Annotated in this window: 18 protein-coding genes; 14 read left to right on the forward strand and 4 right to left on the reverse strand. The window is 71.8% G+C overall.

Going from position 1 to position 18,992, the window contains the following annotated elements:
* Both E7Z54_RS09960 and E7Z54_RS09965 read right to left on the reverse strand, forming a co-directional pair.
* Positions 1-1,149 (reverse strand): hypothetical protein (locus tag E7Z54_RS09960; RefSeq protein WP_136433293.1); only part of this gene is annotated, 1,149 nt, incomplete at its 3' end.
* An 82-nt stretch (positions 1,150-1,231) separates the two neighbouring features.
* Complete coding sequence (locus E7Z54_RS09965) at positions 1,232-1,993, reverse strand: SDR family oxidoreductase (protein WP_136433295.1); 762 nt, start codon at positions 1,991-1,993, stop codon at positions 1,232-1,234.
* A 122-nt stretch (positions 1,994-2,115) separates the two neighbouring features.
* On the opposite strand from E7Z54_RS09965, the gene E7Z54_RS09970 reads away from it, so the two are divergent.
* The 14 genes from E7Z54_RS09970 to E7Z54_RS10030 all read left to right on the forward strand — a co-directional run bounded on the left by E7Z54_RS09970 (position 2,116) and on the right by E7Z54_RS10030 (position 17,679).
* A complete protein-coding gene (locus E7Z54_RS09970) occupies positions 2,116-2,718 on the forward strand; it encodes a PadR family transcriptional regulator (RefSeq protein WP_136433297.1) in 603 nt (200 codons plus the stop codon).
* Positions 2,715-2,852: a hypothetical protein gene (locus E7Z54_RS23125; protein WP_168798258.1), complete on the forward strand. Its 138-nt coding sequence runs from the start codon at positions 2,715-2,717 to the stop codon at positions 2,850-2,852. Before E7Z54_RS09970 ends, E7Z54_RS23125 begins: the two co-directional genes overlap by 4 nt.
* Positions 2,849-3,568, forward strand: coding sequence for an ABC transporter ATP-binding protein (locus E7Z54_RS09975; RefSeq protein WP_136433299.1), 720 nt, complete (start codon positions 2,849-2,851; stop codon positions 3,566-3,568). Before E7Z54_RS23125 ends, E7Z54_RS09975 begins: the two co-directional genes overlap by 4 nt.
* Positions 3,565-6,246: an FtsX-like permease family protein gene (locus E7Z54_RS09980; RefSeq protein ID WP_136433301.1), complete on the forward strand. Its 2,682-nt coding sequence runs from the start codon at positions 3,565-3,567 to the stop codon at positions 6,244-6,246. The genes E7Z54_RS09975 and E7Z54_RS09980 overlap by 4 nt, the downstream gene beginning before the upstream one ends.
* A gap of 71 nt (positions 6,247-6,317) precedes the next feature.
* Entirely contained in the window at positions 6,318-6,947 is a 630-nt protein-coding gene (locus E7Z54_RS09985; RefSeq protein ID WP_346763540.1) for a TetR/AcrR family transcriptional regulator, read from the forward strand.
* Positions 6,944-7,792, forward strand: a complete 849-nt coding sequence (locus E7Z54_RS09990; protein WP_136433303.1) for a TIGR03084 family metal-binding protein — start codon at positions 6,944-6,946, stop codon at positions 7,790-7,792. The genes E7Z54_RS09985 and E7Z54_RS09990 overlap by 4 nt, the downstream gene beginning before the upstream one ends.
* Positions 7,789-9,525 (forward strand): acyclic terpene utilization AtuA family protein, encoded by a 1,737-nt coding sequence (locus E7Z54_RS09995; protein WP_136433305.1) that lies wholly within the window; start codon positions 7,789-7,791, stop codon positions 9,523-9,525. The genes E7Z54_RS09990 and E7Z54_RS09995 overlap by 4 nt, the downstream gene beginning before the upstream one ends.
* A gap of 12 nt (positions 9,526-9,537) precedes the next feature.
* Positions 9,538-10,695 (forward strand): acyl-CoA dehydrogenase family protein, encoded by a 1,158-nt coding sequence (locus E7Z54_RS10000; protein ID WP_136433307.1) that lies wholly within the window; start codon positions 9,538-9,540, stop codon positions 10,693-10,695.
* Between the two features lies 1 nt (position 10,696).
* The gene (locus E7Z54_RS10005) at positions 10,697-11,164 is read left to right on the forward strand and encodes an SRPBCC family protein (protein WP_136433309.1); all 468 of its coding nucleotides are present in this window, start codon (positions 10,697-10,699) and stop codon (positions 11,162-11,164) included.
* On the forward strand, positions 11,161-12,768 hold the full coding sequence (locus tag E7Z54_RS10010; protein WP_136433311.1) for an acyl-CoA carboxylase subunit beta: 1,608 nt from the start codon (positions 11,161-11,163) through the stop codon (positions 12,766-12,768). The genes E7Z54_RS10005 and E7Z54_RS10010 overlap by 4 nt, the downstream gene beginning before the upstream one ends.
* Positions 12,765-14,762 carry an acetyl/propionyl/methylcrotonyl-CoA carboxylase subunit alpha gene (locus tag E7Z54_RS10015; RefSeq protein WP_136433313.1) on the forward strand — a complete coding sequence of 666 codons (1,998 nt, stop codon included), beginning with the start codon at positions 12,765-12,767 and terminating at the stop codon, positions 14,760-14,762. Before E7Z54_RS10010 ends, E7Z54_RS10015 begins: the two co-directional genes overlap by 4 nt.
* On the forward strand, positions 14,759-15,925 hold the full coding sequence (locus E7Z54_RS10020; protein WP_136433315.1) for an acyl-CoA dehydrogenase family protein: 1,167 nt from the start codon (positions 14,759-14,761) through the stop codon (positions 15,923-15,925). Before E7Z54_RS10015 ends, E7Z54_RS10020 begins: the two co-directional genes overlap by 4 nt.
* Positions 15,926-16,111: 186 nt before the next feature.
* Complete coding sequence (locus E7Z54_RS10025) at positions 16,112-16,513, forward strand: PLD nuclease N-terminal domain-containing protein (RefSeq protein ID WP_136433317.1); 402 nt, start codon at positions 16,112-16,114, stop codon at positions 16,511-16,513.
* A gap of 38 nt (positions 16,514-16,551) precedes the next feature.
* Positions 16,552-17,679, forward strand: coding sequence for a YihY/virulence factor BrkB family protein (locus E7Z54_RS10030; protein ID WP_240769607.1), 1,128 nt, complete (start codon positions 16,552-16,554; stop codon positions 17,677-17,679).
* A gap of 9 nt (positions 17,680-17,688) precedes the next feature.
* Here the strand turns inward: E7Z54_RS10030 and E7Z54_RS10035 are convergent, their stop codons facing one another.
* Together E7Z54_RS10035 and E7Z54_RS10040 are read right to left on the reverse strand one after the other, a co-directional pair.
* Complete coding sequence (locus E7Z54_RS10035) at positions 17,689-18,477, reverse strand: tyrosine-protein phosphatase (RefSeq protein WP_136433319.1); 789 nt, start codon at positions 18,475-18,477, stop codon at positions 17,689-17,691.
* A 42-nt stretch (positions 18,478-18,519) separates the two neighbouring features.
* On the reverse strand, positions 18,520-18,992 hold a 473-nt coding region (locus E7Z54_RS10040), incomplete at its 5' end, for an anti-sigma factor (RefSeq protein WP_136433321.1).

An 18,992-nucleotide genomic window follows, 5' to 3' on the forward strand; every position in this document is an offset into this window, starting at 1 on the left:
AGCGTCGTCCGGTGCGGCGTCACCCGGTGCGGCGTCGTCCGGCGCGCCCTCGATGACGCCGTCGAGGTCGGGCTGGCCGTCGGGCTCCTCCGCCGGGTCGGCGGCACACGGCGCCGTGGCCGCAACGCCCGGCGTCACCTGCACCTGCTCGTCCCAGGCCGCGGTCTCCACCTCGACCGTCTCCTCGACGTCGGTGACCACCACCTCCGAGCCCGGCACCACCTCCCATCCGTGGCCCTCCGGCGCGTTCGGCGAGGTCACTGAGGTGGTCTCGAGCGTCGACCCGCCGTCACGGATTGCGCCGGTGGGCGCGAAGCCGTCCGGCACCGGGTCGCCCTCAGGGATCCACCGCTCCTCGGTGACCGCGGCGGTCCCGGACATCGCGCCCCGGGCCCATCCGCCGCCATCCGGCTCGACTCCCTCGGGAAGCCAGGCGGTCTCGACCGTGGACCCGACGAGCCGGGTCGCCCCCGTGGCGGTGAACCCGGCGGGTGCTCCGTCGTCCAGTGAAACCCATTCGGTCTCGACGTGGGAGACCTCCGGCGTCTCGGATACGGCGGCCCTGGTGACCTCCCAGACCTCGCGGATCTCTGCCGGCCGGACCTCGAACCACTCGATGTCGATGAAGTCCCATCCCTGGCCGGGATTCCGGAAGGGCTTGTTCTCCCAGCGAACGTTGCCGGACTCGTCCTGCTCGTACAGCCACCTCGGCTCGATGACGGCCGGGTGCAGGATCTCGATGACGAGGTGGCCCTGCTCGGGGCTGGCGGGGACGTAGGCCTGATCGATGACCGTGCGGCTGTACTCCGCCTCGAGGTGCTCGACGACCCGGCTCCACGAGTAGCTGCGAGCAGCAGCGACGACGAGGCGGGAGACCTCGACGTCGGCGGTCGAGACCGCGCGCTGCCACTGCCATTCGCTGTGCGTCTGCGCGGGGAGCGTTCTGCTCACGGCCGGGTGGTGCACCGTCTCGAAGGTGGCCGGCACTGCCGCGCGTCCGCAGGACGAGTCGGGCTCACTCGGCGAGTTGAAGCCGATCAGCGCGGGTGACGCGACGGTCGACGGAGTGGCGGCGGACGCTCCGGGAACGACCGTGAAGACCGCGGCGAGCGCGAGTGACGGCAGCACGAGAAGGCGGGTGGACGACATGGCGATCCTCACGATGGGGCGGATGGAATGCGCCCCGAGAACGCCGTACCCACCAAACGACGCCGTGCCCGTCAAGTCACCTTCAGACGAGTTTCTTTAACAACGGCAGCGGCGCATGCCTCATCACCGGCGCCATTGCAGCCCAGGGGAAGGACGGCACGCAGGCGTCGCCGACCTCCTTCTCGATCGCCGCGACCATCGCGCGAACACCCTTCTCGGTCGAGGCCATCAGCGGCGTGGACTGCTCGACCCTCTCGTTCATCTCCGAGCGGATGTAGCCGGGGTAGAGGACCGTCACCCGGATCCTCTTCTGCAGCCGGGTGCCGTGGAGCTCGGTCCGCAGCCCCTCGGCGAGATGCGCCACGCCGGCCTTCGTGGCGGCGTAGGTCGTCATCGAGCTCGGCATGCCGCGCATCGCCGACATCGACGACACCATCACCAGATGTCCGCGCTCCTGCGCGCGGAACACCTCCATCGCGGCCTCGGTCTGCACCAGCGCGCCGACGAAGTTCGTCATCGCGGTCTCGAGGTTGGCGTCGAACCGGCCGGTGCCGAGCTTCGCGCCCTTGCCGAGACCGGCGTTGACGACGACCCGGTCGAGCTGCCCGAGCTCGTCGGCGAACCCGTGGAACGCCTCGAAGACCGCTGGGTGGTCGTTGACGTCCAGCGCTCGAACGGCGACCCGCCGGTCGGCATGCCTGCCCTGGATCTCGCTCCGCAGTGCCTCGAGCCGTTCGGTGCGCCGTGCGCAGAGCGCCAGGTCGTAGCCCAGCGCGCCGAACTGTCTCGCCATCTCGGCGCCGAGGCCGCTGGACGCGCCGGTGATCAGAATCGTCTTCGCCATGTGCCCATCCTGCCCAAGAGCGCCCGCGACGCAGCACGGCTGACGCGCCGGCCTCCTCGACATCCCAGTGCATATCCGGTATACATCACCATACCGAGTATGCACAGGCCCGAGGAGGCGCGATGTCGGTCAAGCACGCACTGTTGGCACTGCTCGAGCAGGAGCCCATGTACGGCTACCAGCTCCGCGCCGAGTTCGAGCAGCGCACGGGCACCACCTGGCCGCTCAACGTCGGGCAGGTCTACACCACCCTCACCCGGCTCGAGCGGGACGGACTCGCCCTCGCCGAGAGCGAGGACGCCGAGGGGCACGTGATCTACCGGATCACCGATGCCGGGCGGGTCGAGGTGGCGACCTGGTTCACGACGCCGGTCGCGAGGACCCAGCCACCGCGCGACGAGCTCGCCATCAAGCTCGCCCTCGCGGTGACGGTGCCCGGCGTCGACGTGGGCACGGTGATCCAGCAGCAGCGCAGCGCCACCATGCACGCGCTGCAGGACTACACCCGCCTCAAGCGCCGGGCCACCGGCAGCGAGCCTGCCGAGCTGGCCTGGAGCCTGGTGCTGGACTCGCTGGTCTTCGCGGCCGAGGCGGAGATCCGCTGGCTGGATCACTGCGAGTCGCGGCTGCGGCGAGCAGCGATCGAGCGCGCCGCCCCAACGTCCGCCCCAACGTCGACCCCAACGTCGGCCCCGGCGGCCGCGAACGAGCGGAGCCACCGATGATCGGCCCGCTCCTGGACCAGGTCCGCCGGCTGGACCTGGCCGAGCGGCGCTGGCTGGAGGAGGCCCGCGCCCGGCTGCGTCGTACGACGCCGGCGGCGCCGGCCGTCGACGCCCGACCAAAGGGGGAGCGATGAGCGCGGTGCTGGAGCTGACCGACGTGACCCGGGTCCACGGCGAGGGCCCTGCCGCGGTGCAGGCGCTGCGCGCGGTGTCGTTCCGTGCCCACGCCGGCGAGCTGGTCGCGGTGATGGGCCCATCCGGCTCCGGCAAGTCGACCCTGCTGACGCTGGCGGGCGGACTCGACCGGCCCACGGACGGGAGGGTGGTGGTCGAGGGCGTCGAGCTTGGCGCGCTCGGCAACGACGAGCGGGCGCGGATGCGTCGTACCTCCATCGGCTACGTCTTCCAGGGCTTCAACCTGATCCCGGCCCTGACGGCCGCCGAGAACGTCGCGCTCTCTCGCGAGCTCGACGGCGTCGCGGCCAGGACCGCGCGCGCCGAGGCGCGGCGGGTGCTGGAGGAGGTGGGCATCGGCGACCTGGCCGACCGGTTCCCCGACGACATGTCCGGCGGCCAGCAGCAGCGGGTCGCGATCGCGCGCGCCGTCGTCGGCGAACGGCGGCTGATCCTCGCCGACGAGCCGACCGGCGCGCTCGACACCGAGACCGGGGAGGAGATCCTGCGCCTGCTCCGGGCGCGGTGCGACGCCGGCGCCGCCGGGGTGCTGGTCACCCACGAGGCCCGACACGCGGCCTGGGCCGACCGCGTGGTCTTCCTGCGCGACGGACGGGTCGTCGACGAGACCGGGGCCGAGTCGGTCGACCTGCTGACCGAGCCCGCGGCCCGATGAGCGCGTCGACGCGCGGCGGCTGGCGGGTCGCGCTTCGGCTGGCCCGGCGGGAGGCGCTGCGTCGCAAGGGCCAGACCGTGTTGATGCTCGTCCTGATCTGCCTGCCCGTCGTCGCCGTGACCGCGGCGGCGATCGTGTGGCGCACCCAGGACGTCTCCAGCGCGGAGAGCGTGGACCGACGGATGGGGTCGGCCGACGCGCTGGTGGAGACCACCGGTGCCGACCGGGTGGTGCAGGGCTTCGATCCGTACGACAGCTTCGGCACGTTCGGCGAGGACGACCTGAGTCCGGGACCGAACCTCGGTCGTGGCGATGTCGAGGCGGTCCTCGACGTCCTCGGCCACGACCGTCCGGTCATCCCGCTGGACCGCGACTCGCGCTTGTTCGAGACCGACCGAGGAGTCGGCGACATGGAGGTCGTCACCACCGACCTCGCCCATCCGCTCGCTGATGGGCTGCTGGAGCGCGTGGAGGGGAAGTACCCGCCCGGACCCGGCGAGGTCGTGGTCAACCAGGCACTGGCCAGCCGCGGCCCCGGCATCGGGGACACGCTGACCGTCATCCGGAAGACCGCGGACGGCGAGAAGACCCTCGACCTGGAGGTCGTCGGCATCGCGGAGAGCACGGAGAACCGCGGATACGAGCTCGCCGCCGGACTGCCTGGAGCCTTCGGCGAGACCGAGAATCCGACGGGCCGCTGGCTGGTCGGCGGTGGCCCTGTCAGCTGGGACGACGTCCGGGCGCTCAATGCGATCGGGGTCCTCGTCGCCTCGCGCCAGGTGCTCACCGATCCGCCTCCGGAGTCCGCTCTCGATCCCGTGGCCGGTGGCTTCGACGAGCCGGTCGACCAGGTCGTGGTGTCGGTCTTGGCGCTGGTCGGGGTGATGGTGCTGCTCGAGGTGGTCCTTCTCGCCGGACCGGCCTTCGCGGTACGAGCCAAGGCCCAGGCGCACACGCTCGCGCTGGTCGCGGCTGCCGGAGGTACGCCGGGTCAGGCCCGTCGTACGGTGCTCGCCTCCGGCGTGGTCATCGGCGGCCTCGGCGGGGTGCTCGGTGTCGGGATCGGCATCGGGATCGGCGCCGTCGCCGTGCCCGTCGCCCAGCTCTTCGACACGACCCGGTTCGGCCCCTTCGACGTGCCCTGGCCGCTGCTCCTCCTGGTCGCCGGGTTCGGCTTCCTCTCCGCCGTGCTCGCGGCCGTCGTCCCCGCCTTCTCAGCGTCCCGCCAGGACGTCGTGGCGGTGCTGGCCGGACGTCGAGGGGAGCGGAGACTCTCCGTGCGCTCGCCGTTCCTGGGCCTGGCCCTGCTGGGGGCAGGCGTCGCCGGCGCCGCCGTCGGCGCCGGCACCAGCGGCCGTGGCGGCGGAGCCGGATCCGTGCTGATCGCCGGGTCGGCGCTGGTCTCCGTCGTCGGGATGATCCTCGTGGTGCCGGTCGTCATCGCTCTGGTCGCCCGGTCGGCCGCTCGGCTGCCGCTCGCCCTCCGGTTCGCCGCCCGGGACGCGTCCCGTCACCGGACCCGCACGGTCCCGGCGGTCGCCGCCGTCGGAGCCACGGTGGCCGGGGTGGTGGCCCTGGGCATCGCGGTCAGCAGCCAGGAGGCGGCCAACGCCGACGCCTACGTCCCTATGCTGCCCGACGGCTACGGATCGGTCGCTCTCAGTGCGGACGCGGACCGCTCGGCTGTCGTCGACGTCCTCGGACGCAGCCTCAGGGACGATCAGGTCGTCGACGTCCGCGGCGTCCAGACCTCGACCGACCAGGGGGAGCTCGAGTTCGAGTTCCGGCAGGGCGGCGACGTGCTCATGCTGTCGCACTGGGGGACCCTCGGCTCGTCGTACGTCGTGGGCGCGAAGGTGCCCGACTACGTCGACCTGTCGGCCGACGCGCGGGCCGAGGCGGATGCCGTGCTCGATGCCGGGGGTCTGGTGCTGATGCGGAGCGAGCGGTCCTATCCGGAGGGCTATCCTGCGCCGGAGCTCGACGGTGGGCCGGTCACGGTGGACGTCAGGCGCTGGTCGCCCGAGGAGGAGGCGTCGACCGCAACCGACGTGGCGTCGGCGGCCGCCCCCAGCGCGGTGGTGGAGGTGTCCCGTAGCTCGCCGGCGGTGGTGCTCTTCTCGCCGCGGCTGCTCGAGCGGCTCGGTCTCGAGACGAGCACGGTCGGGATGTTCATCTACGGGCCGGTCAGCGAGGAGGCCGAGAAGGATCTGCAGGAGGCGCTGGCGGCGCTGCCGACGGCGGCGTACCTCTACGTCGAGCGCGGCTACCAGCCGGACGCCGCGGTCCGGATCGTCCAGGTCGTCCTCGCCGCCCTCGGGGGCATCCTGATGCTGGGCGGCACGCTCACCGCGACCTTCCTGGCGCTCTCCGACGCCCGACCGGACCTGGCGACGATGGCGGCCGTCGGGGCGCGGCCACGCACTCGGCGGACCGTGGCGGCGGCGTACGCCCTGGTGGTGGGCGGGGTCGGGGCGGTCCTCGGTGCCCCCGTCGGCTTCATCCCAGGGCTGGCGATCAGCCAGCCGCTGACGCGGAGCTGGGAGACGGGGGCGACCGCCGTCGACGTCCCGTGGCTGTTGATCCTGACCGTCGTCGCCGGGCTGCCGCTGCTGACCGCGGCGGCGGTCGGTGCCTGCGCCCGGGGGAGGCTGCCGCTGACGGCGCGGATCGACTGACGGACCGTACGCCCCCCTCCAAATAAACAGTCAGGCTTGACTGTTTGTTTGTGAGCGCCCATGCTGGAGCCGTGTCCACCACCGCCAGCGCCCGCGTACCGCAGGAGGAGCGCACCCGCGTCATGCGGCAGCGGCTGATGGAGGCGACGGTCGAGCTCCTCGTCGAGAAGGGCTTCAGCGGTACGACGACCACCCTCGTCTCCGAGCGGGCCGGGGTCAGCCGGGGAGCCCAGCTGCATCACTTTCCGACCAAGAACGACCTGGTCGTCGCGGCGGTCAGCCACCTGACCGAGAAGCGCGGCGCCGAGCTGGCCCGGGCCGCCGCCCGGCTGCCGAAGGGACGCAACCGGACCGAGGCGGTGGTGGAGATGCTCGGCGAGCACTTCGCGTCGCCGGTCTTCACCGCGGCCCTCGAGCTCTGGGTCGCGGCCCGCACCGATGCCGCGCTGCTGGAGGCGGTGGCACCGCTGGAGCATCGGGTCGGTCGCGAGACCCACCGCCTGACGGTGCAGCTGCTGGACGTCGACGAGTCGAAGCCGGGCGTGCGGGAGCTGGTCCAGGCCACCCTCGACCTGGTGCGCGGCCTCGGCCTGGCCAACACGCTGGGCGACGACGCCCGCCGGCGCCGCGGGATCCTCACCCAGTGGGCACGCACGCTGGACGCCGCGCTCACGACCAGCACCACGAAGGAGTCCACATGAGCCTGCTCGACGCCGTCCTCGCCGACCTCACCGCCGAGGGGGACCGGCTCCGGAGCGTCGTCGTCGAGCTCGACGACTCTGCTGCCGGAAGCTGGGCGACACCGACGCCGGCAGAGGGCTGGACCGTCGCCACCCAGGTCGCGCACCTGCTCTGGACCGACGAGGTCGCCGTGCTCGCCGCCGCCGCGCGCAGCGACGCGGGCCGGAGCGCCTGGGACGAGGTCGTGCTCAAGGCGATCGAGAACCCCGCCGGCTTCGTCGACGAGGGTGCCCTCGACCTGGCGGAGCTGCGAAGCGAGGAGCTGCTCGCCCGCTGGGACGCCGGCCGCGCCGCGCTGGCCGAAGCGCTCCGGTCCTACCCCGACGGTCTCAAGCTGCCCTGGTTCGGGCCGCCGATGTCACCGACCTCGATGGCGACCGCTCGCTTCATGGAGACCTGGGCGCACGCGCTCGACGTGTACGACGCCCTAGGCGTCCGCCCGGAGGTCACCGACCGGATCCGCCACGTCGCCCACCTCGGCGTACGCACCCGCGACTTCTCCTTCGCCAACAACCAGCTCGAGGCTCCGGCCGAGGAGTTCCGTGTCGAGCTCACTGCGCCCGGCGGTGAGCTGTGGACCTGGGGAGCGGAGGACGCGACGCAGTCCGTGATGGGCTCCGCCTACGACTTCTGCCGGCTGGTCACCCAGCGCATCCACCGCGACGACACCGACCTGGCGGCCGTCGGCCAGGACGCCGAGAGGTGGCTGACCATCGCCCAGGCCTTCGCCGGCCCGGCGGGCGGCGGGCGGGTCCCGAGGCTCGCCGGCGCTCGCACCTCAACCACCGACGAGGAGACCCCGTGACCGAGCCGATCCGGATCGCCAACTGCTCCGGCTTCTACGGCGACCGCCTGACCGCGCTGCGGGAGCAGCTGGAGGGCGGCGAGGTCGACGTCGTCACCGGCGACTATCTCGCGGAGCTGACGATGCTGATCCTCGGCATGGACACGATGCGCGACGCCGAACTGGGCTACGCCCGCACCTTCCTCCAGCAGCTCGAGGACACCCTCGGCACCGCGTTGGAGCGCGGGGTGAGGATCGTCAGCAACGCCGGCGGCCTCAACCCCGCCGGGCTCGCCACCAAGGTGCGCGAGCTCGCCGACAGGCTCGGCCTGGACGTCAGGGTCGCGCACGTCGAGGGCGACGACCTCCGGCCGCGCGACCTGTTCGAGGGCGCACTCACCGCCAACGCCTACCTCGGCGCGTTCGGCATCGCCTCGGCCCTCACCAGGGGTGCCGACGTGGTGGTCACCGGCCGGGTCACCGATGCCTCCGTCGTGGTCGGGCCGGCGATCGCCCACCACGGCTGGACCCCGAAGGACTACGACCAGCTCGCCGGCGCCGTCGTCGCGGGCCACGTGATCGAGTGCGGTGCCCAGGCCACCGGTGGCAACTTCTCGGGATTCCGCGACCTGTTCCGCGCGGGCGCCCCGATGGAGGTGCCTCTCGGGTTCCCGATCGCGGAGGTCGCCGCCGACGGGAGCAGCGTCATCACCAAGCACCAGGGCACGGGCGGCGCCGTCACCATCGACACGGTCACCGCGCAGCTGCTCTACGAGATCCAGTCCACGCGCTACCTCAACCCCGACGTCACCACCCGCCTGGACTCGGTCGCGCTGCGCGAGGTCGGTCCGGACCGGGTGGAGCTGAGCGGCATCACCGGCGCGCCCCCGCCCGAACGGCTCAAGGTCGCGGTCAACACCCTCGGCGGCTACCGCAACCAGCTGGAGTTCGTGGTCACCGGCCTCGACATCGACGCGAAGGCCGACTGGCTGCGTGCCCAGCTCGACGGCAGGTTCAGCGCCGCGGAGGTGACCTGGACCCAGACCGCCGCCCGCGTCGGGGACGCCGACACCGAGGAGGGCGCCTCCGCCCTGCTCCGCTGCATCGGAAAGGACCCGGAGCCGGGACCACTCGGCAAGCCGTTCACCGGCCCCGCGGTCGAGCTCGCGCTGGCGTCGTACCCCGGCTTCACGATGACCAGCCAGCCGCAGAAGCCCTCGCCGTACGGCGTCTACCGGCCCGAGTACGTCGACCGCTCGGTCGTGCAGCACACGGTGGTCCACGCCGACGGGACCCGGGAGGTGATCGCCGACCCGACCGAGTTCGTCGAGCAGGTGGCCCCCGGGGAGCTCGACGACGACCTGGGTCGGCGGCCGTCGCCGTACCCCGCTCCGGCCGACTCGATCACCCGGCGGATGCCGCTCGGCACCTTCGTGCACGCCCGATCGGGCGACAAGGGCGGCAACGCCAACCTGGGCCTGTGGGTCAAGCACGACGGGTCCCCGAAGTACGAGGCGCGCGTCCAGTGGCTGGCCAAGCTGATGAGCCCGCGCAAGGTCCGCGAGCTGGTGCCCGAGGCCAGGGAGCTCGACGTCGACGTCTACCTGCTGCCCAACCTGGGCGCGGTCAACGTGGTCATCCACGGGCTGCTCGGCGAGGGCGTCGCCGCGTCCACCCGGTTCGACCCCCAGGCCAAGGGCCTGGGTGAGTGGGTTCGCAGCCGCATCGTCCACATCCAGGACGACCTGGTCTAGAGAGGACTTGAGATGACCACGTTCAACCACGGCTGGAGCCCCGAGCAGCTCGCCCTCAAGCAGACCGCGATCGACTTCACGCACCGCGAGGTGACGCCGCACCTCGCGGCCTGGGAGCGGGACGGCGAGATCCCACGCGAGTTCCAGAAGCGGCTCGCGCACGCGGGCCTGCTCGGCGTCGGCGTCCCCGAGGAGGTCGGCGGCGACGGTGGCGACCTGATGGACGTCTGCGCGATGCAGGAGGGCTTCATGGAGGCCGGCTGGTCCGGTGGCCTGATGGCGGGCGCCTACACCCACGGCATCGCGATCCCGCACATCGTCCAGGCCGGCTCCCCGGAGCTGATCGACACCTTCGTGCGGCCGGTGCTCAGCGGTGACCTGATCGGCTCCCTCGCCATCACCGAGCCCGGCACCGGGTCCGACGTCGCGGCGATCACGACCCGGGCGGTCCGCGACGGCGACCAGTGGGTGATCAACGGCGCCAAGATGTTCATCACCTCCTCGGTCCGCGGCGACTTCGTGACCACGGCCGTCCGTACCGGCGGCGACGGGGCCCACGGCATCTCGCTGATCGTCGTACCCCAGGGCACGCCCGGGTTCACCGTCTCGCGCAAGCTGGACAAGATGGGCTGGCTCTGCTCGGACACCGGCGAGCTGTCCTACGACGACGTGCGGGTCCCGGACAGGTACCTGGTCGGCGAGGAGAACCACGGGTTCTACTACATCGCCGACCAGTTCGTCACCGAGCGGATCTGGCTGGCGCTGATGGGCTACGGCCACGCGCTGCGCTGCCTCAACCTCACCCTGCGGCACTGCCAGGAGCGCGACACCTTCGGCAAGCCGCTGGTCGCCAACCAGGTCGTGCGGGCGAAGCTGACCGAGATGCACCGTCAGGTGGCGGTGGCGCGCTCCTACACCCTGGAGGTCGCGCAGCGGCACGTCGCCGGCGAGAGCGTGGTCGCGGAGGCCTGCCTGGCGAAGCAGACCGCGGTCGACACCGCGGTCTGGGTCGCCGACCAGGCGGTGCAGCTGCACGGCGGCGCAGGCTACCTGCGCGAGTCCGAGGTCGAACGGCACTACCGCGACGTCCGCCTGCTGCCGATCGGCGGTGGTGCCACGGAGGTCCTCACCGACCTGGCCGCCCGCCTCCTCGGCTACGGGGTGAACTGACATGGAGCTCGTGAAGCCGCTGAGCGGCGAGGTGTCGGTTGCGATGGCTGCCCCGCCGGAGGAGGTGTGGGCGCTCGTGAGTGACGTGACGCGCATCGGCGAGTTCTCGCCGGAGACGTTCGAGGCCGAGTGGACCCACGGTGCCAGCGGCCCGGCGGTCGGCGCACGGTTCCGGGGACACGTGAAGCGCAACGGCGTGGGACCGGTGTACTGGACGCCCTGCAAGGTCACCAAGTGCGTGCCGAACGAGGTGTTCGAGTTCGTCGTCCTCGCCGGCGGGCCGCTCAACAGGTGGGGCTACCGGCTGGAGCCGAGCGAGGGGGAAACACTCGTCACCGAGTACTTCCGGCTCACCCCGAACCTGATGATGCGCGGCTACTGGCTGGTGCTGGGCCGGCTGCGCGGCAGGACCAACGAGCGCGGCATGCGCACCACCCTCGAGCGGATGAGGGCGGTGGTCGAGTCATGACCGCCGAGACCGTCGAGGAGACCCGACGCAGGTCGATGCTGGCCAAGATCGAGGACCTCCACGCCGAGCAGCAGAAGGCCGTCGAGGCGGGCGGGAAGTACATCGCCCGGCACAAGGCGCGGGGCAAGCTCACCGCCCGCGAGCGGATCGAGCTGCTCGTCGACGAGGGGTCGGCGTTCCTCGAGCTGATGCCGCTCGCGGGCTGGGGCAGCGACTTCGCCGTCGGCGCCAGCGTGGTCACCGGCATCGGCGTCGTCGAGGGCGTGGAGGTGATGATCGTCGCCAACGACCCGACGGTGAAGGGCGGCGCGCTCAACCCCTGGTCACTGAGGAAGACCTTCCGGGCCGCGGAGATCGCCGAGAAGAACAACCTGCCGACGATCAACCTCACCGAGTCCGCCGGTGCCGATCTCCCCACCCAGAAGGAGATCTTCATCCCCGGCGGACGCGGGTTCCGGGACCTCACCCGCTCCTCGGCGCGCAAGCTGCCGACCGTCTCGGTGGTGTTCGGCAACTCCACGGCGGGCGGCGCGTACGTCCCGGGCATGAGCGACTACGTGATCATGGTCAAGGACCGCGCCAAGGTGTTCCTGGCCGGCCCGCCACTGGTGAAGATGGCCACGGGGGAGGAGTCCGACGACGAGACGCTCGGCGGCGCCGAGATGCACTCGCGGGTCTCCGGCTCCTCCGACTTCCTCGCCCTGGACGAGCACGACGCCCTGCGACAGGCCCGCCGGGTGATCGCCCGGCTCAACTGGCGCAAGAGGGGTGCCGTCCCCGCCCCGACGTACGCGGAGCCTGACCTCGACCCCGAGGGCCTGCTCGAGGTGATCCCCACCGACCTCAAGGAGCCCTTCGACCCGCGCGAGGCGATCCTGCGGATCGTGGACGGGGTCTCGACAGGCTCGACCACCGGCGGGAGCAACCCCGTCGCCTTCGACGAGTTCAAGCCGCTCTACGGCTCGGCGCTCTGCGTCGGCTGGGCGAGGCTGCACGGCCACGAGATCGGCATCGTCGCCAACGCCCGCGGCGTGCTGATGAGCGAGGAGGCCCAGAAGGCCGCCCAGTTCATCCAGCTGGCCAACCAGAAGGACACCCCGCTGCTCTTCCTGCACAACACGACCGGCTACATGGTCGGCGCGGAGTACGAGCAGGGCGGCATCATCAAGCACGGCGCCCAGATGCTGAACGCGGTGAGCAACTCCTCGGTGCCGCACCTGACGGTGATCATGGGCGCGTCGTACGGCGCCGGCAACTACGGCATGAACGGCCGCGCCTACGACCCGCGGTTCCTCTTCACCTGGCCGTCGGCGAAGTCCGCGGTCATGGGGCCCCAGCAGCTCGCCGGCGTGCTCGAGATCGTCGCCCGCGAGTCCGCCGAGAAGAAGGGCGAGGTCTTCGACGCCGACGGGTTCGCCGGCATGAAGCAGATGGTCGAGGAGATGGTGGAGGAGCAGTCCCTGCCCTACTTCCTCTCCGGCATGGTCTACGACGACGGCGTCATCGACCCGCGTGACACCCGCACCGTGCTGGGCATCTGCCTGTCCGTCATCGACAACCAGCCCATCGAGGGCGCCATGAACTTCGGGGTGTTCCGCCTGTGATCACCAGACTCCTGGTCGCCAACCGCGGCGAGATCGCGCGGCGCGTGTTCCGCACCTGCCGGCGGCTCGGCATCGAGACCGTGGCCGTCCACTCCGACGCCGACGCGGCACTCGCGTTCGTGCGCGAGGCGGACAGCGCCATCCGGCTTCCCGGCAACACGCCGGCCGAGACCTACCTCCAGGCGGACCTGATCATCCGGGCCGCGCGCGGGGCCGGCTGCGACGCGATCCACCCCGGCTACGGCTTCCTGTCCGAGAACGCCGACTTCGCCCGCGGCGCGGCCGAGGCCGGGCTGACCTGGGTCGGACCCACGCCGGAGTCCATCGAGCGGATGGGCTCGAAGATCGAGTCCAAGAAGCTGATGGAGGCCGCGGGCGTCCCGGTGCTCGGCAACCTGACCCCGGAGACCGCGACCGCGGCCGACCTCCCGCTGCTGGTCAAGGCCAGTGCGGGCGGGGGTGGCCGCGGCATGCGCGTCGTCACCCGGCTGGAGGAGCTTGCGGGCGAGGTCCGCAGGGCCTCCGCCGAGGCGGAGTCGGCCTTCGGCGACGGCACCGTGTTCGTGGAGCCGTACGTCCGGCGCGGCCGCCACGTCGAGGTGCAGGTCGTCGGCGACGGCACCGACGCCGTCGTGTTCGGGACCCGAGACTGCTCCCTCCAGCGGCGGCACCAGAAGGTCGTCGAGGAGGCGCCGGCTCCCGGCCTCTCCGAGGCCACGCGCACCGCCATCCACGCCGCGGCCCGCGCGGCCGCCACCTCGGTCGGCTACGTCGGCGCCGGCACGGTCGAGTTCCTCTACGACTCCGCCAAGGAGTCGTTCTGGTTCCTGGAGATGAACACCCGCCTCCAGGTCGAGCATCCCGTCACCGAGGCGGTGTACGGCGTCGACCTGGTCGAGCTCCAGATCGCGGTCGCCGAGGGACGTGGCCTGCCCGAGGTGCCCGCGCCGCGCGGCCACGCGGTCGAGGTGCGGCTCTACGCCGAGGACCCCGCCGCGGAGTACGCGCCCCAGACCGGCACCCTGCTCGACTTCGACATCGAGCACGACGTGCAGTTCGACGGGTTCGGCTCCGCGACGTCGGGCGTGCGACTGGACTCCGGGTTCGAATCGGGCGACGAGGTCGGCACGTTCTACGACGCGATGCTCGCCAAGGTGGTCGCCTGGGCGCCGACGCGCGAGCAGGCCGCCCGCGTGCTGGCGCGCCGGCTGGAGACCGCCTCGATCCACGGGCTGGTCACCAACCGCGACCAGCTGGTGTTCTCCTTGCGGGACGCCGACTTCCTCGCGGGTGACCTGGCCACGTCGTTCTACGACGACCACCCCGGCCTGTTGCAGCAGCAGCAGCCCGACGACCTGGTGGCGTTCGTCGGCGCGGTCGCGCTCGCCGAGCACCGCCGGCTGACGGCCACGGTGCAGACCCGGATCCCCGCCGGGTTCCGCAACGTGGTCGCGCATCCCCAGGTGACCCGCTTCGAGGTCGACGGCGAGGAGGTGGCGGTCGCGTGGCTCGGCGGTCGGGAGGGCTACCGTCTCGCCGGGCAGGACGACGACCGAGCGGTGACGGTTGTCGAGGCGAGCCCGGAGCTCGTCGTGCTGGACCGCGGCGGCGCGACGACGCGACACCGCGTCCGGATCCTCGGGGACGCCGTCCTCGTCGACTCGCCGTTCCGCGGCGCCACGCTGCGCGTCGTACCCCGGTTCGTCGACCCCGCGACGCAGGTCGCGGAGGGCTCGTTGCTGGCGCCCATGCCCGGCACCGTGATCACCGTCAGCGCGGCGGTCGGGGACGTCGTGGCCGAAGGCCAGCCCATCCTCGTGATGGAGGCCATGAAGATGCAGCACACCGTCGCGGCGCCGTACGCCGGCACCGTCACCGAGCTGTCGGCGAGCGCCGGTCAGCAGGTCCAGGCGGGTGTCGTGCTCGCCGTCGTGGAACCGGCAGGCGCGGCGGCAGAGGCAACAGATGCAGCAGACCGAGGAGAGAGCACATGACCGTCCCGTTCAGCGAGCCCGAGGAGCGCGTCGCGCTGCGCGAGGCGGTCCGCAAGCTGGCGTCGAAGTACGGCCGGGAGTACGTCGAGAGGCAGGCCCGTGAGGGCGGCAAGATGACCGAGATGTGGCTCGAGATGGGCCGCAACGGCTTCCTCGGCGTCAACATCCCCGAGGAGTTCGGTGGCGGTGGCGGCGGAATGTCCGACCTCGCGGCGGTCCTCGAGGAGGCTTCTGCCGCGGGCGCGCCGCTGCTCATGATGGTCGTCTCGCCGGCGATCTGCGGCTCGATCATCACCCGCTGCGGCACCGAGGAGCAGAAGAGGCGCTGGCTCCCCTCGATCGCCGACGGCACGCACCTGATGGCGTTCGGCATCACCGAGGCCGACGCCGGCTCCAACTCGCACAAGATCACCACCACCGCCAACCGCGACGGTGACGGCTGGGTGCTCAACGGGCAGAAGACCTTCATCTCCGGTGTCGACGAGGCCGACTCGGTGCTGATCGTCAGCCGCACCGAGGACGCGAAGACCGGCAAGCTCAAGCCGGCCCTGTTCGTCGTGCCGACCGACGCCGCGGGCTTCACCAGGCAGCCGATCCCGATGGGCTGGTCCGCGCCGGAGAAGCAGTTCACCCTGTTCCTCGACAACGTGCGAGTGCCCGGCGACGCGCTGGTCGGCGACGAGGACGGCGGCCTGTGGCAGCTGTTCGCCGGGCTCAACCCGGAACGGATCATGGGTGCTGCACTGTCGAACGGCATGGCGCGGTTCGCGCTGGAGAAGGCGGTCGCCTACGCCAAGGACCGCGCGGTCTGGCAGGACCAGCCGATCGGCGCCCACCAGGGCATCGCCCACCCGCTGGCCAAGGTGAAGATCGAGCTCGAGCAGTCCCGCCTCCTCCAGCAGAAGGCGGCTGCGCTCTACGACGCCGGCGACGACTTCGCTGCCGGCGAGTACGCCAACATGGCCAAGTACGCCGGTGGGGAGGTCGCCTGCAACGCCTCCGACGTCGCGGTGCACACCCACGGCGGCAACGGCCTGACGGTGGAGTACGGACTGGCCAATCTGCTGGTCGCCGCCCGGCTCGGCCGGATCGCTCCGGTGTCGCGGGAGATGATCCTCAACTTCGTGGCGATGCACTCGCTGGGGCTGCCCAAGAGCTACTGAGCCGGACCGGTGTCGGTTTACCAAGGGATGCAGCCGAACCTGCACTTCCCTGGCCCTGTGCGCCCTGGGAAGTGCAGGTTCGGCTGCATCCCTTGATGAAGCGGCGCCACGGCACAGCACCCACCCCGGCCGTGGCCTTGCCGCATTCGCGAGCGGGCGACTGCCGTCAGACGGCAGAATCCGCGCATGATCAGGTTGCTTCCCGGGCTGCTGGTGCTCCTGCTGTGGCTGTACTGCCTCGTCGACGTCATCAGCGCGCGGGCTGACGGGATCCGTCACCTCGGCAAGAACATCTGGCTGCTGATCGTGCTCTTCTTCCCGTTCGTCGGATCGCTGGCCTGGCTGATCGCCGGCCGGCCTCGGGCGGAGCGTCCGCTCACCCGCGCCGAGGGTGCGGCTCCCGACTTCCCGGAGTACGAGCGGCGCGGCCGGTTCGCCGCCTCGGACCCCGAGGAGGACGCGGAGTTCCTCCGCAAGGTGCGCGAGCGGGCGGAGGAGCAACGGCGCCGCTACGAGGCACAGAAGCGGCGCGAGCGGGAGGCGCAGGAGCCCGACCCCGATTCCGCCGCGGACCCGGACCCCGCCTGATGCGGTAGGCATCACACCCACGGCGGTAGGTTTCCGCCGTGGGTGTCGTCGGATCGATGGATCGCGGGCAGCGCCGGTTCGCACCGGCCGGCTTCCCGCTCGCCGTCATCTACAAGTTCTTCGACGACCAGGGCAACTACCTCGCGGCCATCCTGACGTTCTACGCCTTCCTCGCCATCTTCCCGCTGCTGCTGCTCGGCAGCTCGATCCTCGGCTTCGTCCTCGAGGGCCGACCCGACCTGCAGCAGGCCGTGCTTGACTCGGCACTGGCGCAGTTCCCGATCATCGGCGACCAGCTCGGCCGGCCCGAGGGCCTGCAGGGCTCGACCGGCGGCATCATCGTGGGGTCGCTCGGTGCGCTCTACGGCGCGCTCGGCCTGGGCCTGGCCCTTCAGAACGTGCAGTCCGCCGCCTGGGCGGTGCCGCGCAACATCCGCCCGCACCCGGTGCTGACCCGCATCAACAGCCTGCTGCTGCTGGCCGTCGCCGGCTCGGCCATCCTCGCGATCTCGATCGGATCGGCGGTGCTCACCACCACCCGGCTCGTCGGCGAGATGTCCACCCACGGCTGGTTCCACTGGCTCGTTCGCCTGGTGACCGTGCTGCTGCTCGGCGTCGTGCTGACGATCCTGCTGCGCATGGCGGCTGCCCGGGCGATCCGCCACAACGTCGCCCGCGCCGCACCGGGCGGGTTCACGATCGCGGTGATGTGGCAGCTCCTGCAGTACATCGGAACGATCTACGTCACCGACGTCATCGCCAGCGCCGACCGCAACCAGATGACCCAGACCTTCAGCGTCGTCCTCGGCCTGATGGTCCTGCTCTACATCGGCGCGATCATCGGCGTCCTCGGCATCGAGGTCAACGTGGTCCTGCAGCGCCGGCTCTGGCCGCGCGCGCTGCTCACCCCGTTCACCGACGCGGTCGACCTGACCGAGGCCGACCGGCGCGCCTACGCGATGTACGCGCAGATGCAGCGGCACAAGGGCTTCCAGACCGTGGCCGTGCGGTTCGACGGCCGCGACGGTGACACCTACGAGATCGTCCTCGACCCGGCGACCGAGAAGGTCATCAAGCAGCACACGCCCGCGAGCGGCGTACCTCTGCCGCCGCCGCCCGCGCCCGCCACCCCGCCCGACCAGGGGACAGTGCCGCCGGCGGTGTGAGCTCCCGGGTCACCGGGCCTCGCCCCGCAACAGTCCCCGCAGCCGTCCGACGACCGAGTCGTCGAGCCCCAGCCCGTCCCGCAGGTACGACGCCCGGTCGCCGTACTCCTTCTCGACCGCGGTGGAGGCGGCATGGAGGTACTCGGTGTCCGCGACTAGGACCGGCTCGAACACGGCGACGGCCTCCTGCCCCAGGCCGCGGGCGATCTCGGCCTCGGTGCGGGCACGGCTCGCGGCGGCGTAGGCGTTGGTGAGCAGGTAGTCGCTCTCGATGGTCGGGTCGTCGACGCCGGCGATGTGCAGGAGCAGGGCGGCGACCCAGCCGGTCCGGTCCTTGCCGGCGGTGCAGTGGAAGAGCTGCGGCCCGCCGTCCGCCAGCCGAGTGAGGACCGCGCCGAACGCGGACCGCGACCTCTGGTGGGTCACGAACGACCGGTAGACGTCCTGCATCAGGGCGACCGCGGCATCGCGGGACGCCAGCTGCGCGACCTGCTCCATCGGGATCCCGGACGCGTCGAAGCGAAGCGGTGTCGCGCCCGGCACCTCGGGGTCCGGGTGCGCGGCGATCTCCAGGTCCGACCGGAGGTCGATGACCGTGCGCAGCCCGAGGCCCTGGACGAGGCCGTGGTCGGCGTCGGTGAGCCGGAGGTCGTTCGACCGGAAGAAGACGCCGGTGCGCAGCGCGCTTCCGTCGGCCGTGGCGTATCCGGGCCCCGCCACGTCGCGGAAGTTGTCGGCCGACGCGAGCCGGAGGATCTCGTTGCCGGCGGACGCGCCCGGGGGGACCTCAGGGACCATGACGAGAGCGTAGGGCGGCCGCCCGAGCCCGCGGTGATCCGCCTAGGCGTCCAGGGCGAAGAAGGCGATCGGCTCGCTGGTCGGCTGCTCGGACCCCCCGTCCGGCTCGACGGTGATGCCGACGCCGGTCGCGCGCGACGCGTCGCCGTCCAGGAGCTTGGTGGTGTCGCGGGTGTCGGGCATCAGTCCGGCGGGCTGGAGCTCCCCGGCCGGGGTCTGCAGCCACAGCTGGTAGTCCTTGCCGTCCGGAGCGGGCTTCAGGTCGTCGGTGAGGATCACCGCCCGTCCCTCCGACCGTGAGACCACCACGGTGGCTTGGGACCCGTCGGGGAACCGCTTCGCGATCCGGGTGGCGTCCTCGGCCCGGAGGACCTTCTCAGCCGCGGTGATCTCCGGGCCCTTCGGCTCGTCGCCGGGCTGTAGCCAGAAGGCACCACCGACCGCGGCGATCAGGACGGCCGCGGCCGCGACCAGCAGCGGCAGCCGGCCGAGCCGGAGCCGCCGGCGCCGGCGCT

The organism is Nocardioides sp. (genome assembly GCF_004803405.1).
Lineage (GTDB): Bacteria > Actinomycetota > Actinomycetes > Propionibacteriales > Nocardioidaceae > Nocardioides > Nocardioides vastitatis.

Coding starts and splice junctions, on each gene's coding strand:
- E7Z54_RS09990 (WP_136433303.1), top strand. CDS start 6,944: ATGAGCCTGCTCGACGCCGTCCTCGCCGACCTCACCGCCGAGGGGGAC.
- E7Z54_RS10035 (WP_136433319.1), bottom strand. CDS start 18,477: ATGGTCCCTGAGGTCCCCCCGGGCGCGTCCGCCGGCAACGAGATCCTC.
- E7Z54_RS10005 (WP_136433309.1), top strand. CDS start 10,697: ATGGAGCTCGTGAAGCCGCTGAGCGGCGAGGTGTCGGTTGCGATGGCT.
- E7Z54_RS09975 (WP_136433299.1), top strand. CDS start 2,849: ATGAGCGCGGTGCTGGAGCTGACCGACGTGACCCGGGTCCACGGCGAG.
- E7Z54_RS10010 (WP_136433311.1), top strand. CDS start 11,161: ATGACCGCCGAGACCGTCGAGGAGACCCGACGCAGGTCGATGCTGGCC.
- E7Z54_RS09980 (WP_136433301.1), top strand. CDS start 3,565: ATGAGCGCGTCGACGCGCGGCGGCTGGCGGGTCGCGCTTCGGCTGGCC.
- E7Z54_RS10020 (WP_136433315.1), top strand. CDS start 14,759: ATGACCGTCCCGTTCAGCGAGCCCGAGGAGCGCGTCGCGCTGCGCGAG.
- E7Z54_RS23125 (WP_168798258.1), top strand. CDS start 2,715: ATGATCGGCCCGCTCCTGGACCAGGTCCGCCGGCTGGACCTGGCCGAG.
- E7Z54_RS10000 (WP_136433307.1), top strand. CDS start 9,538: ATGACCACGTTCAACCACGGCTGGAGCCCCGAGCAGCTCGCCCTCAAG.
- E7Z54_RS09970 (WP_136433297.1), top strand. CDS start 2,116: ATGTCGGTCAAGCACGCACTGTTGGCACTGCTCGAGCAGGAGCCCATG.
- E7Z54_RS10025 (WP_136433317.1), top strand. CDS start 16,112: ATGATCAGGTTGCTTCCCGGGCTGCTGGTGCTCCTGCTGTGGCTGTAC.
- E7Z54_RS09965 (WP_136433295.1), bottom strand. CDS start 1,993: ATGGCGAAGACGATTCTGATCACCGGCGCGTCCAGCGGCCTCGGCGCC.